Annotated in this window: 12 protein-coding genes and 3 pseudogenes; 5 read left to right on the top strand and 10 right to left on the bottom strand. The window is 71.5% G+C overall.

Features of this window, described 5'->3' with window-relative positions:
- Positions 1 to 66: 66 nt before the first annotated feature.
- A complete protein-coding gene (locus AC5DRG_RS44025) occupies positions 67 to 1,089 on the top strand; it encodes a helix-turn-helix transcriptional regulator (RefSeq protein ID WP_491805534.1) in 1,023 nt (340 codons plus the stop codon).
- A gap of 17 nt (positions 1,090 to 1,106) precedes the next feature.
- Here AC5DRG_RS44025 and AC5DRG_RS44020 read toward each other — a convergent pair whose 3' ends face one another.
- From AC5DRG_RS44020 to AC5DRG_RS44005, 4 genes are all read right to left on the bottom strand, one after another.
- Complete coding sequence (locus AC5DRG_RS44020; protein WP_491805533.1) at positions 1,107 to 1,694, bottom strand: TetR/AcrR family transcriptional regulator; 588 nt, start codon at positions 1,692 to 1,694, stop codon at positions 1,107 to 1,109.
- An 86-nt stretch (positions 1,695 to 1,780) separates the two neighbouring features.
- Positions 1,781 to 2,299, bottom strand: coding sequence for a hypothetical protein (locus AC5DRG_RS44015; protein WP_491805532.1), 519 nt, complete (start codon positions 2,297 to 2,299; stop codon positions 1,781 to 1,783).
- Positions 2,300 to 2,359: 60 nt separating this feature from the next.
- Complete coding sequence (locus AC5DRG_RS44010) at positions 2,360 to 3,793, bottom strand: APC family permease (RefSeq protein ID WP_491805531.1); 1,434 nt, start codon at positions 3,791 to 3,793, stop codon at positions 2,360 to 2,362.
- Complete coding sequence (locus AC5DRG_RS44005; protein WP_491805530.1) at positions 3,786 to 5,744, bottom strand: primary-amine oxidase; 1,959 nt, start codon at positions 5,742 to 5,744, stop codon at positions 3,786 to 3,788. Before AC5DRG_RS44005 ends, AC5DRG_RS44010 begins: the two co-directional genes overlap by 8 nt.
- Before the next feature lie 528 nt (positions 5,745 to 6,272).
- Here AC5DRG_RS44005 and AC5DRG_RS44000 point away from each other — a divergent pair.
- Complete coding sequence (locus tag AC5DRG_RS44000; protein WP_491813323.1) at positions 6,273 to 6,701, top strand: substrate-binding domain-containing protein; 429 nt, start codon at positions 6,273 to 6,275, stop codon at positions 6,699 to 6,701.
- Positions 6,702 to 6,760: 59 nt separating this feature from the next.
- On the opposite strand, the gene AC5DRG_RS43995 is transcribed toward AC5DRG_RS44000, so the two are convergent.
- Complete coding sequence (locus AC5DRG_RS43995) at positions 6,761 to 7,033, bottom strand: DUF5134 domain-containing protein (protein WP_491805529.1); 273 nt, start codon at positions 7,031 to 7,033, stop codon at positions 6,761 to 6,763.
- A 55-nt stretch (positions 7,034 to 7,088) separates the two neighbouring features.
- Here AC5DRG_RS43995 and AC5DRG_RS43990 point away from each other — a divergent pair.
- Positions 7,089 to 7,355 (top strand): annotated as a pseudogene (locus AC5DRG_RS43990) (metallophosphoesterase); the annotation flags it as partial.
- A gap of 532 nt (positions 7,356 to 7,887) precedes the next feature.
- Here AC5DRG_RS43990 and AC5DRG_RS43985 read toward each other — a convergent pair.
- A pseudogene (locus AC5DRG_RS43985) lies at positions 7,888 to 8,387 on the bottom strand (ISAzo13-like element transposase-related protein); the annotation flags it as partial.
- A 208-nt stretch (positions 8,388 to 8,595) separates the two neighbouring features.
- Positions 8,596 to 8,775, bottom strand: a pseudogene (locus tag AC5DRG_RS43980) (4-hydroxy-2-oxovalerate aldolase); the annotation flags it as partial.
- 20 nt (positions 8,776 to 8,795) lie between these two features.
- Between AC5DRG_RS43980 and AC5DRG_RS43975 the strand changes: the two are divergent.
- On the top strand, positions 8,796 to 9,809 hold the full coding sequence (locus tag AC5DRG_RS43975; protein WP_491805527.1) for a sensor histidine kinase: 1,014 nt from the start codon (positions 8,796 to 8,798) through the stop codon (positions 9,807 to 9,809).
- An 87-nt stretch (positions 9,810 to 9,896) separates the two neighbouring features.
- Here the strand turns inward: AC5DRG_RS43975 and AC5DRG_RS43970 are convergent, their stop codons facing one another.
- The 3 genes from AC5DRG_RS43970 to AC5DRG_RS43960 are packed head-to-tail and all read right to left on the bottom strand — an operon-like array spanning position 9,897 to position 13,762.
- The gene (locus AC5DRG_RS43970) at positions 9,897 to 11,585 is read right to left on the bottom strand and encodes a CocE/NonD family hydrolase (protein WP_491805525.1); all 1,689 of its coding nucleotides are present in this window, start codon (positions 11,583 to 11,585) and stop codon (positions 9,897 to 9,899) included.
- 5 nt (positions 11,586 to 11,590) lie between these two features.
- A complete protein-coding gene (paaZ, locus tag AC5DRG_RS43965; RefSeq protein ID WP_491805523.1) occupies positions 11,591 to 13,174 on the bottom strand; it encodes a phenylacetic acid degradation bifunctional protein PaaZ in 1,584 nt (527 codons plus the stop codon).
- Positions 13,175 to 13,204: 30 nt separating this feature from the next.
- On the bottom strand, positions 13,205 to 13,762 hold the full coding sequence (locus AC5DRG_RS43960) for a gamma carbonic anhydrase family protein (protein WP_491805521.1): 558 nt from the start codon (positions 13,760 to 13,762) through the stop codon (positions 13,205 to 13,207).
- 246 nt (positions 13,763 to 14,008) lie between these two features.
- On the opposite strand from AC5DRG_RS43960, the gene AC5DRG_RS43955 reads away from it, so the two are divergent.
- Complete coding sequence (locus tag AC5DRG_RS43955; RefSeq protein ID WP_491805520.1) at positions 14,009 to 14,842, top strand: PaaX family transcriptional regulator; 834 nt, start codon at positions 14,009 to 14,011, stop codon at positions 14,840 to 14,842.
- The last annotated feature ends 22 nt before the right edge of the window (positions 14,843 to 14,864 follow it).

Here is a 14,864-nt window from a genome sequence, read left to right as displayed (position 1 = left end):
CGTTGGGCACCGGACATCTCTGTCACCACACATTTCTGTCGCTCGCCCGCACCGCAGGAGGCGAGGATGATCAGCCACCACCAGATCGCGGCGGCCACCCGCATCGGCATGCTCACCCGTGAGCGCGACACCGTCTCGGCCTGCGCCGAGGCCCTGCGCCTGCTGGCCCGGGCCCTGCCGAACGACGCCTCGACACTGACCGCGCTCGACCCGCTCAGCGGCGCCCATGTGTGCGTCGCCGCCACCGACAGCGACCCCTCCGGCCCGTCCGCGCGGGCGCTGACCGAGACCTTCGTCCAAACGCCCTGGTATCGCGGGGTGCTCACCGGGTCGCTGCCCCCGTCCATCTCCGACGAGGCCGGGCAGCCGTACCGCCGCGGATGGTTCTACGAGGAGCATGTCCGCCCCGCCGGTTTCCGCGACGCGATGAGCGGCGCCCTCCACCACGACGGCCGTTACGTCGGCATGATCCACCTGGCCTCGGCACGCGCCGGGGTCTTCACCCACGAGACCCGCCACCTCCTGGCCTCGATCATCCCGGCGCTGGCCGCCATCGCGGACCCCACGGCCCGGGCCCGCGACCACCACGACCTCCCCGACGACGCCTCCGCGGCCCTCGTCACCGCGGACGGACCGCTCGGCCTGCCCGGCCGCGACCGCCCGCCGGTCCTGGACGACGAGGAATTCCTGTCGCTGCTGAGGGAGTTCACCGCCTCCGGCGGACAGCGCCTGCGCCTGCTCTGGCCCGTCGCCCGCGTCTGGTACCGCGTCGGCCTCGCCCGGCACACCCTCCCCCTGCCCTCCGCGCTCCCGCGCCGGGCCGTCCTGGTGCACGCCCGCCCCACCCCGCTGCCCTACGGCCTCAGCCCCCGTGAACTCGACGTGCTGACCCGCGCCGCCATGGGACACACCAACCAGGCCATCGCCGCGCACCTCTTCCTCTCCCCGCGCACCGTCCACAGCCACATCGAGCACATGCTCCGCAAGACCCACTCCGCCTCCCGCGCCGAGGCGACCGCCCTCGCCGTACGGGACGGCCTGCTGCGCCCCGCCCCCGACGGGGTCCGACACTTCGTCGAGGGCTGCTGAGGCCGAGGGCCGCCGGATCAGGGCGCCAGCGCGCCGAGGAGTTCGTCGAGAACCGCCTCCTGGCGCCGCGGGGTGGCGGCGGGGGCGAAGAGGGCGTTGATCTGGAAGCCCATGAGGGCAGCGAGGAGGCTGTCGACGATGGTCTCGTCCGGGGTGGCAGTGGTCACGTCGCCGTCCAGCCGGGCCTGTTGGAGGTAGCCGTGCATCTGGGCGCGCCAGGTGGTCATGACGGTCTCGTGGACGGCGGCCATGTGGTCGTCGTGCAGGGCTCGGTCCCAGAAGGCGATCACGACGCGGGCTTCCATGAGCCGCAGTTCGTCGAGGGGCATGATCTCCCGGCAGAGCAGGCGCAGCGCCGCGAGTCCGCGCTGTTCCCCTATGGCCTGGCGGGCCCGGGCGTTGGTGGCGTCGAAGGCGTGCTGGAAGGCGGCCTGGAGGATCTCGTCCTTGTTGCGGAAGTACCCCGACAGGGCGCCGTTGGCGTATCCGGCCTCGGCCGCGAGTTCCCGCATGGTGACGGCGTCCAGCCCCCGGCGCGCGATCAGGGCCCACACCGCCTCGACGATCTCACGGCGTCGTGCGTCGTGGTCGACGATCTTCGGCATGCGCCCTTCCCCCCCGGTCCCGTCCTGCTCTCCGGGTCCGACCCTAGCCCACTTCGTGCCTGGCCAGGGATGTCGCCGGAGCTGCTTCAGGCAAGCATCGCCGCCATGCTGACGACCATGACCAGGGCTCCGGATTCGCGCAGCAGCACGCTCCGGTACGGCGGTCGGTGCCCCGGACCATGGCGCGTCGGCCCGATGAGACCGAGCCGTGCGTGGAGGTGGGCGGCGGCCCGTGCGACGGCCCAGCAGCCGGTCAGGAAGAGGAAGAGGACCGGCTCCCAGGCGGCGGGCTCGTGGGTCATGTGCGTACCACCCGCGTGGCCGGTCCGGGCGGTGGCGGCGGTGAGGACGGCCATGGCCGCGAGGTCCACGACGGCGGCCGGGCGGCGTGCGGGGCAGCCCGCGAAGGCGGTCCACAGACAGGCCACAGCGATGGCGGCGGCTCCGGCGAGGAGGACGCCGGGGTCGGGGTGCCGGGGCACCATCAGTGCCATCACGGCGATCGCGATCGCATGAGGTGCCCAGTGGCGGATGGGGCCGGGCAGGTGCCCGGCGAGGCAGAGAACCGCCCCCGCCGTACCGGCGAGGGCCCACGCGTCCTGCACATGTACCTCCTGCTGGCCGGGGGCGGCGGGGCCCGGGCGCCGGGACCCCGCCGTCAGGTCTCACTCCGTCGGGCCGCCGCTCCGTCGCCGTACGGCGATCAGCGCGCCGGCGGCGAAGAACAGGACCACGACGCCCTCGAAGAGACGGGCCAGGGCGGCGGATCCGCCGATGAGGGTCGTGAAGTTGTCCAGCACGAGCCACGCCACCGCGCACAGCCCGAGCCCGCCCAGCACCGGGGCGATCCGGGTGTGCCACAGGCGGGAGTCGGCGCCGCCCCGGCCGAAGAAGACCAGGACCGCGACGCTGACCAGGATCATCAGCACCAGCACGCCGAGCGTGGCCAGGCCGCTCATCCAGGTGAACAGCTGGAGCACCGGATCGGCCCCGGCGAGGGCGAACGCGGCGACGACCACGGCGGCCGAGGCCGTCTGGACCAGCGAACCGATGTGCGGGGAGCCGTGCCGGCCGTGGCTGCGGGCGAGCGCCGAGGGCGCGCTGCCCTGGCGGCCGAGGGAGAACAGGTAGCGGGCGATCGCGCTGTGGAAGGCGAGCAGTGCGGCGAACAGGCTGGTGAGGAGCAGGATCTCCATGAGATCGGAGGCTGCGCCGCCGACGTATTCACCGGCTATGGCGAAGACCAGCCCCGAGGTGTCCGCGGCGGCGGCGCCCTGCACCTTGTCGGTACCGACGGCCAGCACCATCGCCCAGCTCGCGAGGGCATAGAAGACACCGATCAGGATGACAGCCAGGTAAGTGGCCTTCGCGACGCTGCGCTTGGGGTCGCGGGCCTCCTCGCCGTAGATGGCGGTGGCCTCGAAGCCGACGAAGGAGGCGACCGCGAACATCACCCCGATGCCGGGTGATCCGACCGAGAAGGAGTGCGGGGTGAAGGAGGTGAGGTTGATGCCGTCGGCGCCGCCCTGGACCAGAACCGCGCCGGCGACGACCGCGACGATGCCGACCTCCAGCACGATCAGCAGCGACAGGACCTTGGTGCCAACCTCGATGTTGCGGTAACCGAGCACCGCGACGAGCAGCAGGAGGAGTCCGCTCCATGTCCACCACGGCAGGTCGGGGCCGCCGTACTTGGTGACCAGGCCGCCGGTGGTGACCCCGGCCAGGCCGTAGACGCCCGCCTGGATCGCGCTGTACGTCAGCAGGGCCAGGCCCGCGGCGCCGGTGCCGGTGACTCTGCCGAGGCCTGCGGTGACGTACGAGTAGAAGGCGCCCGCGTCGACGACGTGGCGGCTCATGGCCGCGTAGCCGACGCTGAACAGCAGCAGGACGGCGGCAACGAGCAGGTAGGCGGCGGGGACGCCGGGGCCGTTGCCGATGGCGAACATGACGGGCAGGGCACCGCCGATGGCGGTCAGCGGCGCGGCCGCCGCGACGACGAGGAAGACGATTCCGGTGACGCCGATCGAGCCGCGCAGGCCCGGCGCGGGCGTGGTCGCGGTGGTGGTCGTGGCGGGTTGTGCGGTCAGGTCAGCCATGGTGGTCCTCCGGTGCGCAGCAGGCGTGGGCGGTCGGAGTGGGGGGAACGTCGAGCGTGGGGTTGCGGTCGAAGAAGCCGACCGGCTTGAGCTTGAAGCCGGTGTAGTCGACCGGCATGATCGGCCAGTCCTCCGGCCGGGGTGCGTGGGTGAGGCCGAAGGTGTGCCAGACGACGATGTCCTGGCCGCTCCCGTCCCCGTCGAGGTCGCGGTCGGCGGCGGCGTACGCGGGCAGGCCGGCCCCGCCGGGGTGCTGGTTGACGAAGTCGCCGGCCGGGTAGCGCTCGGCCGGGTCGTAGCGGGTCACCCACAGGTGCTTGGTCGCGAAGGCGGCGCGGGCGGCGACGGACGAGTCCGGGTCGGCGAGCAGGGCGGGTTTGCCCTCGGGGAAGAGGGCGTACGCCACCGGGTGGCCGAGGCGGTTGAGGGAGGTGGGGTTGGAGATGTGCCAGACGCGGTCGGTGCCCGCGTCGGCCATGCGCTGGGCCTCGCTCTCCCGGGTGAGCGGGGTGCGGCGCAGGGCGAAGGCGTTGCCGCGCGGGTTGTCCGGGCCGATCGGCACCCGGGCCGTCTCGATCTCCTCGACGCGGTTGGCGGTGCCGTCGACGGCCATGTCGAGGCGGGCGCTGAACAGGTGTTGGTGGTACGGCGCCCCGAGGCCCGGGGCGATCTCGGTGGCATAGGGGTAGTCGCCGCCGGGGTGGGCGGAGGTGAAGACCACGCCGGTGGCCTTCGCCTCGAACTCGATGGTGCCGTCGAGGTAGAGGTACCAGTAGAAGCCGTAGTCGTAGTTGCCGACGGTGGTGAAGAAGGAGATCACCATGCGCCGCTGGCGCCGGGTCTCGGCGGAGCCGGCCCACAGGTCGGTGTGCTTCCAGAGGATGCCGTAGTCCTCTTCGTGCATGCAGATGGCGTTGGGGAGGGTCTTCGGGACGCCCGTCTCGTCGGCGATGACCGCGTCGAGGTAGGTGATGTCGCCCAGGCAGTCGCAGCCGAGCTGGAGGGCGTTGGCGTAGCGGCCGATGAGGTACTCGCCGGTGTCGAAGTAGTTCTGCCAGGACCGCACCGGGGAGGGGTCCGCGTAGGGGACGACCATCTCGGCGATCGACGCGCGGTGGACGACCGACCGACCGGCGAAGGCTAGCTGATGGAGGATCAGGCCCTCGCGGGCGTCGAAGCCGACGCGCAGGGTCCAGTTCTCCCAGGTGAGCAGGTTGCCGTCGAGGGTGAAGCTGGGTCCCTCGGGCTGGGTGATCTCGATAGGCTTCTGGCTGGTGCGCAGTGGCCCGGTGACGGCGGGGTCGTCGAAGTTGCCCGGCTCGGCGGGTACGGGAACCGGGCCGAAATCGAGGACACGGTCGACGGTCCGGTTGAGGACGTCGACGTAGGCGACCAGTCCGTCGACCGGGTGGGCCCAGGCGTGGTCCGTGTCGTGCTCCTGGACGAAGGCCAGGCCGCGCAGGATGCGGCGCCCGCGCTCCTCGGGGTACTCGTGGGCGTAGACACCGGCCGACAGGGGCGCGACCCGTACGCGCGAGACGTCCAGGTCCCGGCTCCTGAGCGCGGCCAGCCACTGCTCGTCGGTGGCCAGGATCTCCTCGACGAGCGCGAACTCCTCGTCGAGTACCGGGAGTTGACCGTCAACGGCAGCATCGAGAGCGCGCTCGGAATCGACCTTGCCGTGGGTGATGGAGACGATCACGTCCCGGGCCGGGCCACCCGCCGGGTCCGTGTCGAGGAGCAGCGCCCGCGCCCGGCGGTCGGCCTGAGCCCCCGCGAGCAGGTCGCTCTTGGCCGGCTCCTCCAGCCCGAGGTAGGCGAAGCGGGTCGATGCGGTGACGAGACCGGCGTCGGTGAGTGTGCGGCGAGCGGCGTCGATCTCCACGGGGGTGAGGGAATCGAGCGGATGGAGCTCGATCGGGATGTGCGAGGACAGAGACAGGACGTCCATGAGTGGTTCCCCTCCGGGGGCATGCCGAGCGTCTTGTGGCGAGCACCGACCCCTGCGGGGGCGGCGGCCGTTTTTCTCTACGTTCGTAGAGGAAAGATGCCCGGACTGCATTTCGCCCGCGACCTGCATGTGTTTCTTTGTCGTTAAGCGGCTTCGGGCCCATCTACGGCTCCGGTCGGCCTCAGCGCGCGACCAGGGCAGACGATCAGGGCGTGGATCTGCCGGACCGTCCGAGCCTCGGCACTCCGCCGAGGTGGAGTGCGGGCTGCCGGGCGACGACCGACCTGGCCGTGTCGAATTTGACGCATGTGGGCGTGCCTGGGGCACCCCGGGACGCCGCGGCACTCGCGCCGTCCGACGCACCCCCTCTCACCACAGCCGGACCGGTGCCGGGTCGAATCCCGTACGGTCGGATGACGGGGCATCATGTCCAGGGAGGGGCCCCGGGTGACTCGACGGCGCCCACGAGCGCGGTGACCGCGCCTTCCATGGCCCCCTGGGACAGAGACTCAGCGTCGTGACCGGCGAATCCGTGTCCGCGAAGGCGGGACCCTTGCTCATACACACGGCCACGAGATCGCCAGGCACCCGCAGACCCTCAGGGGTTGTAGGAGCTCCGGGCCCCATGGAGCGAGCTATCCGCGAACTCGCCGCACGGAACGGGTACAGCCCATGGCGGTGCTGGACGCGTACGAACCGGTCGTGGCGACGGCGGACGGCCGCATGGGCATCGCCGTCCTGGGCGCCATGGCGGACCTGGGCTGGTCCTCTCCCCTCGACCTCGCCGTGGTCGACGCCGACCACTTCACCGAGGGCGAGTTCGTCGTTCCCGCGCTCACCTCGGTGTACCTCCCGCTGACCGAGCTACGTACCGTCGCCTCGGACTGGCTGAACAAGATTCACGATCTGCTGGCCCAGGATCTGGACGCCGAGTGCGCGGTCCGCCAGTCGTCCTGACCCGACTGGAGTGGCTGCCGGACGCGAGGAGCCGGGCGATGGCCGACGGGCAGCACACCTCATGGATGCGATGAGTACTGCGGCATCCCGCGCGTGTCCTGCATGGTGTGTCCGTGGTGCGACGGTGCCGACGAGGTCCAGAACTGTGCGGCGAGGAACATGTACGCCATGGCAAGCCCGGTGACCGCCGGGGCGAGCCGTTCCGGACGTTTCGCGGGCGCCGGGTCTCGGTGGGCGAACGTCCACAGGCACGCCCCGGCGACGCACCATGTCGCGAGCAGCAGGGTGAGCGAGCCGGTCGGCGTGGACGGCATGACGAACATGCAGGTCATGGCACCGAGATCCGCGGTGGCGAGTACCCACGGCCACGAGAGGGCCAGTGAGCCGCGCACCGCCGCCGTCAGGGTCTACATCACCGGCAACCACGAGTACTGCAGCGAGGCCCAGGGCTGGGTCGACCTGATGGGCGAGCTGGGCTGGGAGCCGCTGCGCAACCGCCATCTACTGCTCGAACGCGGCGGCGACACCCTCGTCGTCGCCGGCGTGGACGATGTCACCGCCGAGTCCTCCGGCCTGGCAGGCCACCGCGCCCACCTCGCCGGAGCCCTGGACGGCGCGACCCCGACCTGCCTGCTGCGACTTCCACTCCAGCCAACGCGACTCGTCTGCGCTACTCGCGCCGAGGACGGCCCTGATCAGCGCCTGCTGTCTCTTTAGCCCTACTACTGGCTGGTCTGCTTCGAAGTTCAACGTCATGGTCGGTCCAAAGTCCTTGTCATCAGGTGAACTTCCAGAATGGAGGGTCACGCTGACAACGCCGACTGGTTTTCATGGGCGACCCCGACCGGGAAGCAGCGGTTCGATCTCGGGCTGGCGCAGATAGCAGGCAGCGACCGCCAGAGGAACGCAGGCCACGAGCACCACTGCGGGAGCGGGGGCGGGCGATGCCCTTGGTCATGGTGAGCAGGATCCGCAAGATCGAGGTAGCAGGAGCTCTCGGCTTCCTGCCCGAACCGGGGGTAGCGACCGCCAGCCCCACCTGACGCTCTCCGATGCCCGGCAGCTGTTGCTGGACGCGCTGACCGAATACCGCACCACCCACGGCCACCAGCCCGCGCGCATTGTCGTACACAAGACCTCGAACTTCACCGCCTGTGAGGTCGACGGCTTCCACGAGGCCGCCGACCTGCGCGACATTGATGGTCGTGGCGCCGGCCTGAAGGCTGAAGCCCTCCTCACGCAACAGGTCCCCGAGCGTGTCCGCGCTCACCCTGTGCCCCTGACGAGTGAGCTCGGCCGCGAGGTTCTGGTCGACTTCACCGTCCAGCGCAGCGGCGACATCGGGTCGCCCCGTTCGTCAGGTTCCACCAGTGCCAGCAGCGCGGGCCGCAGACCCGGATCAAGGTCCACGACCTTCTTCCGACCACCACCGGGCCTGCGTACCCGACTCACACCACCGGGCCTGCGTACCCGACTCAGAGGCTCCTCGCCGGCCTCCGACTCGTCCACACCCTTGCGGAGCGTCGTCTCGCTGACCTGGGCCGCCCGCGCGACCGCCCGGATAGCGCCGTGACCCAGGATCCGGGCCTCGGCCCCCATCATCAGCCGCCGCCGCTCGTCCGGATGCAGGAACAACACCCCGAACTTCACTGCGAGTTGACCACGAACCTCATCGGAAACACCCATAGCAGACCAACGAGCCGGATCACGCGAAGCAACACGTTGATTCTCTGCGAGCCCTGACGTGCTGCACGAGGCCGTGTTCCGGCAGGCCGAGGCCCGTGGGCAAGGTCATCTGTGCAAGACCCTAGCGGGGTTGGGCATGCGGCGACCGCTCGGGCCGCGCGGTGGAGACCGTCGCCGCACTTGCCCCATGACCACACTGCGGGAGTGCTCAGCTCACAGCGGCGGGTGCCCGCTCCTCCGACATCAGGTCGAGCGCGATGTCCACGATCATGTCCTCCTGCCCGCCGACCAGCCCGCGGCGCCCGACCTCCAGCAACAGCGCTCGCGCATCGACGCCGTAGCGCGCGGAGGCGGTCTCGGCGTGACGGAGGAAGGAGGAGTAGACGCCCTGACGTCGCCGAGGTCGTCGTGGCGGGCCGCACCTACCGTCGGCTGACCACCGCGCTGGGCGGGAAGCGGGGCGCGCTGCAGGTGGCGGTCCGGATCGACGAGACCCGCCGGATCCTGGGCGGTATGGCCGTGGAGATCGCCGTGGTCAGCCTCGCGGTCATGCTGGTCGCGGCCGGCGTGGGTCTGCTGGTCGCGGGACACATCACCCGGCGCCTGGTACGGCTGGCCGAGGTCGCCGAAGAGGTCAGTGCCGACGGGCGGGCCGTGCTCGGCCACGCGGACCTGACGGGCGGGCGCGACGAAGTGGGCCGGCTGTCCACGTCGTTCGGCAGGATGCTCGGGCGGATCGCGGCCGCCCGTGACGCCCAGGAGAGACTGGTGCACGACGCCGCCCACGAGCTGCGGACCCCTCTCACCAGTCTGCGCACCAACGCCGCGGTACTGCGGCGCGTCGCCGAGCTCTCCCCACAGGCCCGCGACCGGCTTCTCGACGACGTCGAGGGCGAGACCGGTGAACTCGCGGACCTCGTGGAGGAACTCGTGGAGCTGGCGCTGGCCGGCGGTCAGGAAGAGGCCGAGGAGGCCGTGGAGCTCGCCGCGGTGGCCCGCCGTGTCGCGCGGCGCGTGTACCGGCGCACCGGTCGCCTCGTCCATGTCGACGCCGACGGCACCGTGGTCCGTGGCCGCCCGCAGGGCCTTGAGCGCGCGTTGGGCAACCTGTTGGAGAACGCCGCCAAGTTCGACCCCGGCGGCGACGATCCCATCGAGGTGCGCATCCGCCGTGGCGCGGTCACCGTGTCCGACCGTGGACCGGGCATCGACGCCGACGCCCTCCCCCGGGTGTTCGACCGCTTCTACCGTGCCGACACCGCTCGCGCCCTGCCCGGCTCCGGACTCGGCCTCGCCATCGTCCGCGACGTCGCCGAAGCCCACGGCGGCACGGTGACCGCGGGTCCCCGCCCCGGCGGCGGTGCCTGTATCGGCTTCACCGTGGCCGGGTCGCGCCTGTTGCCCGGGGCCGGAGCCGAATGACCCTCTCGTGGAGGAACGTTGGTGCCTGAACTCGGTGAACGACCAGGTCGACGGCGATACCAGGGTGGGCCGCCTGACGGAGGGTGGTCAGTCGGGCTGCCGTACCGGGAGCAGCACGGCCGAGGGGTGCTCGGGGTCGTGGAAGACCTGCTGGTCCGCGGCGTGGAGGGTGGTGGCGGTGGCCCTTGGCTCGCCGGTGCCGGGGTTGCGGGCGTAGCGGGGGAAGGCGCCGCTGGAGACCTGGACCCTGATGCGGTGGCCGCGCCTGAAGTTGTGGGCGGTGGGCCACAGCCGGACGGTGGCGCGGGAGAGTTCGTCCGCGCCGGTGAGGCTGACCAGGCCGTCGCACAGGTTGGTCGAGCGGCCCTTCTCGTCGACGTCGCAGAGGCGTACGAAGACGTCGGCGTGGGGCAGGCTGGAGCGGAACCAGATCTCGGCCTCGACCTCGCCGATCACCTCCACGTCCTCCTCCAGGACGGGGGTGGTGAACGTGAGCACGTCCGAGCGGGCCTCCAGGCGGGAGTTGTCCACCCGGCCCCCGTCGCCCGGGGCGAACCGCACGCCGCCGAGGGCGGGGGTGGGGTCCGCCGGGTCGTAGCGATAGCCGTCGGGAGACGATTCACCGGGCAACTGCGGTGACAGCCCGCCAGCCGCCTGGAGGTGGAAGCGCTGCGGAGCGTACCCGGCAGGCGGCCAGGAGGCGAAGCCCCGCCATTTCTCCTCGCCCATCACGTACAGGCGTACGGGTGCGCGCTCCGGCGGCTGCTCGCCGTGGGCGTGGGCGAGTCCGAACTCCAGGGTCTGCGCCGCGGCTTGGGCGAAGACACTCATCGCCGTGTGCGTCCACGGGCCGACCGTGAGCCGGGCCTCGCTACCCGCCGCGCGCAGTGCCTGGTAGTCGCGGAGCTGGCCGGGCAGGAAGATGTCGTACCAGCCGCCCACCGAACTGACCGGCACGCTCACCTCCGCCACCCGCGCCCGGTGGTCGACCCCGGCCCAGCGCGGGTGATCGGCACCGTGGACGAGGATGTCCTGGAGGTACTGCGAGCGGCGGCCGAGCGCGGCGGTGTCGGCGTCGGCGAGCGGCAGGGTGAACTGGGCGCGGTGCGTCTTCCTCGCGTCGAGCATCTGGCGGAGCAGCGCCCCTCGGCGCTCCTGGCCCGCCACCATGACGCCCCAGCCGAACGGCGTCTCCAGTGAGAAGCCGTCCTCGCGGAGGAAGTCCAGCGAGAGCGCGGACTCGGTCACCACCGGGATCATGGCCTTGACCTGCGGGGGCAGCCGGTCGGCCACGGCCCACTGCACGTAGCCGAGGTAGCTGCCGCCGGTGAGCACGATCGCGTCGCCGCACCACGGCTGCTTCAGCAGCCAGTCGAGGGTGGCGAGACCGTCCTCGCGTTCGTGCCGGAACGGGTCGAAGTCTCCTGCGGAACCGAAGGTGCCGCGGGCGCTCTGGACAACCACCTGGAAGCCGCGTTCGGCCAGGGGCGGGGCCGACAGCGCCACTATCGGACCTCGTCGGCCGTACGGTGTGCGGATCAGGGCCGTCGGCAGGCCGTCGCCACCCTTTCGCGGCGCCCACCGGTCGGCCAGCAGCACCGTCCCGTCGGGCATCGGCACCCTGAGGTTCCGCTGGACGACGACCTCCCTGGTGAGCGGGGGCGTCAGCTTCAGGAGCCGCTGGACGAGGCGGCTGCCGTGTCCGGCCCGCCTTCCCGACCGCGTACGGCCGGTGGCTTCGCCCGCCGCGCGGGGGCGGTCCTCGATGTCTGCCATGGTGTTCACTCCGCTTGAGCAGGGGATCCGGGGCGGTGTTCGGTGAGCGTCGCGAGGGTGTCGGGCGGGCCCTGGACGGCGGTTCGCTGCATGTGGTGCAGCACACTGCGGATGCCGCCCAACTCCTCGCCGCCGCCCGCCCGGCCGGGGCCACCGTGCACGGTGTGCGGCAGCGGTGAGCCGTGGCCGGTGGACTCCGCGGCGTCGGTGCGGTCGAGGAGATGCAGACGACCGTGCCAGGGGGCCGCCCCGAGCAGGGTCTCGCGGGCGAAGTCGGGGTCGTGCGTGACGATGGAGGCGACGAGGCTGCCCTCGCCTCGCGCGGCCAGGTCGACCGCGTGGGCGGCGGTTCCGTCGTACGGCAGCAGGGTGGTCACGGGGCCGAACGCCTCGACCTCGTGCGGCTCGGCCCGGTCGGGATCCTCGCAGCGCAGCAGCAGTGGCGGAAGGAAGGCGCCGCGTTCGCGGTCACCGTCCAGGACGTCGAACCGGTCGGGGTCTCCGTGCACGACGCGGGCCGCCGCTGTGAGCGTCTTGAGCGCGCGCAGTACTTCCTCCCGCTGCCCGAGCCCAGCCAGTGGGCCCATGGCGACCGTGGGATCGGCGGGGTTGCCGACACGTATGCCGTCCAGCTCGGAGGAGACCGCTTCCTGTACGGCGTCGACGAGTCCGGCCGGCACCAGGGCACGGCGGATCGCGGTGCACTTCTGCCCTGCCTTGACGGTCATCTCGGTGACCAGGGTCTTCGTGAACAGGCCGAACTCGGGGGTGCCGGGGGTGGCGTCGGGTCCCAGGACGGCGCAGTTCAGGGAATCGGCCTCGGCGTTGAAGCGGACGGCGCGACCGGCGACGACCGGGTGGGTGCGCAGGGTGCAGGCGGTGACCGCGGAGCCGGTGACGCTGAGCAGGTCCTGTCCGGTGAGGGCGTCGAGGATGCCGTCGGGCGGTGCGCAGACCAGTTGTACGGCGCCTTCGGGAAGGATGGCCGACTCGATGATGCGGCGGAACACCAGTTCCGTCAGATAGGCCGTCTGTCCCGCGGGTTTCACGACCGAGGGCAGGCCCGCCAGCAGGGCCGGCGCGAGCTTCTCCAGCATGCCCCACACGGGGAAGTTGAACGCGTTGATCTGAACGGCCGCGCCCAGCCTCGGTACGTGGATGTGGCGTACGCCGAAGGTGCCCTGCCTGCCGACCGGTTCCGTGTCGCCGTCGGGCAGGACATGGCCGTCCGGCAGTTCTTTGGCGCCCTTGCTGCCGTAGACGAACAGCACCCCGATGCCGCCGTCGATGTCGAGGACGGAGTCGCGGCGGGTGGCTCCGGTGCGGGTCGACAGCGTGTGGAACTCGTCCGCGTGCGCGGTCAGGTGTTTGCCCAGCGACTTGAGCAGACCGGCGCGCTGATGGAAGGTCAGCTCGCGCAGGGCGGGGCCGCCCACCTGTCGCGCGTGACGCAGCGCGGCCACGGCGTCGACGGGGCGCTGCGAGAGCCGGGCCACCTCGACGCCAGTCGCCGCGTCCAGGAGAGGGCGGCCCTCGTCGGGTGCCTCGTACCAGGCGCCGACGAGGTAGCTGTGCAGTTGCGCGGGCATGGGAGGGCCCACCTTTCCGTGCTCTCGGGTTCAGCGGTCGATGCGCCTGAGGTCGCGCCGGTAGCGGGCGGCCGCGTCGATGTAGGTGCGTACGGCGTACTCAACCCAGGAGGGGTCGACTTCTGTCCCGCGCAGCCGGACCGGGACACCGAGAGCCATGGTCTTGGCCGGGATCTCGAAGTCCTCGGGCACGAGCGCGCAGGCGCCGACCACGGCCCCCTCGCGCACGGTGACCCGGTTGAGGACGACGGAGCCGGAGCCGATGAGGCAGCGACGCTCCACCGTGCAGCCCTCCAGGTGAGCGTTGTGTCCGACCACGCACTCGGGGCCGATCACGGTCGGCCACTGCTCGGTGGTGTGCAGCACGGTGCCGTCCTGGATGCTGGTGCGGGCGCCCACCTCGATGCGTCCGCCGAGGTCTCCGCGCAGTACGGCACCGGGCCAGACACTGGCTTCCGCGCCGATCCGCACGCTCCCGATCACGACGGCGTCGGGGTGGACGAAGGCACTGGGATGAATGTCCGGCTCGCAGAGCCCGAGGGCGTAGACCGGCACGGCTGCCACCTCGCTCGCGTCCTGGTCGGCCACTCGCCGACCCGACCCACACTCTACTGATAATTTTCGCGACGACAAGATATTGTCTAAAGACAGGAAAGGCTTCGCATTCCACTACCGGAATGCCCGGATACGCTGGTGAAGCCGGTGTCGCACGACGGCGTGACAGATCGGCATGTCCGGCAGCGAGGGAAGTGAAGAACCATGGTGGAGGGCGCTTCGCGCGGACCGGCCCGCAAGACACGAGCCGGTAGAGGCACGGCAGAAGCCACACGGCCGGTGGTCAGCCGGCGGCGTGAGCTCGGTGACGTCAGCGCGCGCTCGCTGCTCATGACCATCCTCGGCGAGTACGTGCTCCCGCAGAGCCGCCCGGTGTGGACGTCGGCGCTGGTGGACGCGTTGGCCAAGTTCGGTGTCGAGGAGAAGTCGGCCCGCCAGGCGCTGGCCCGCACCGCCGCGGAGGGCTGGCTGGCTTCGGAGCGGGCCGGCCGCCGGGTGCGCTGGACGCTCACCCCTCCGGGCCGGCGGATGCTGACCGAGGGCGCGCAGCGCATATACGACTTCGGCAGCGGCGAGCGCGTCTGGGACGGCACCTGGCTGGTGGTCCTGGTCTCGGTGCCGGAGGCCAAGCGGGACCTGCGGCATCGGGTGCGCACCCGGCTGACCTGGGCCGGCTTCGGCTCCCCGGAGCCCGGCGTGTGGATCACGGCACGCGCCGACCGCGAGACGGAGGCCCTCGGTGTCCTGAAGGAACTCGGACTCGCCGACGACGCGATGTCCTTCACCGCCACATACGGCACCGTCGGCAGCGAGGCGGCCATGGTGGCCCGCGCCTGGGACCTCAGCGAGGTCGAGGACCGCTACGAGGAGTTCATCGACGAGTTCACGGGCCTGCACCCCGCCGACGGCGACGCAGTCCTGCACGCCCAGACCATGCTGGTGCACGAGTGGCGCCGCTTCCCGTTCCTCGACCCACGTCTGCCTGCGAAGCTGCTGCCCGCGGGCTGGAGCGGCGCCAAGGCAGCCGAACTCTTCCACAGCAGGCATGCCGAATGGAGCCCGGCGGCGCTGGAGCGGTGGAGCGAGCTGACCGAGGATCACGGGCACGTCTGACACCGGTGCACGCGCGGCAGGG

The sequence above is a fragment of the Streptomyces sp. JLBG701 genome (assembly GCF_058544905.1).
This window is presented reverse-complemented; position numbering and strand designations above follow the sequence as displayed.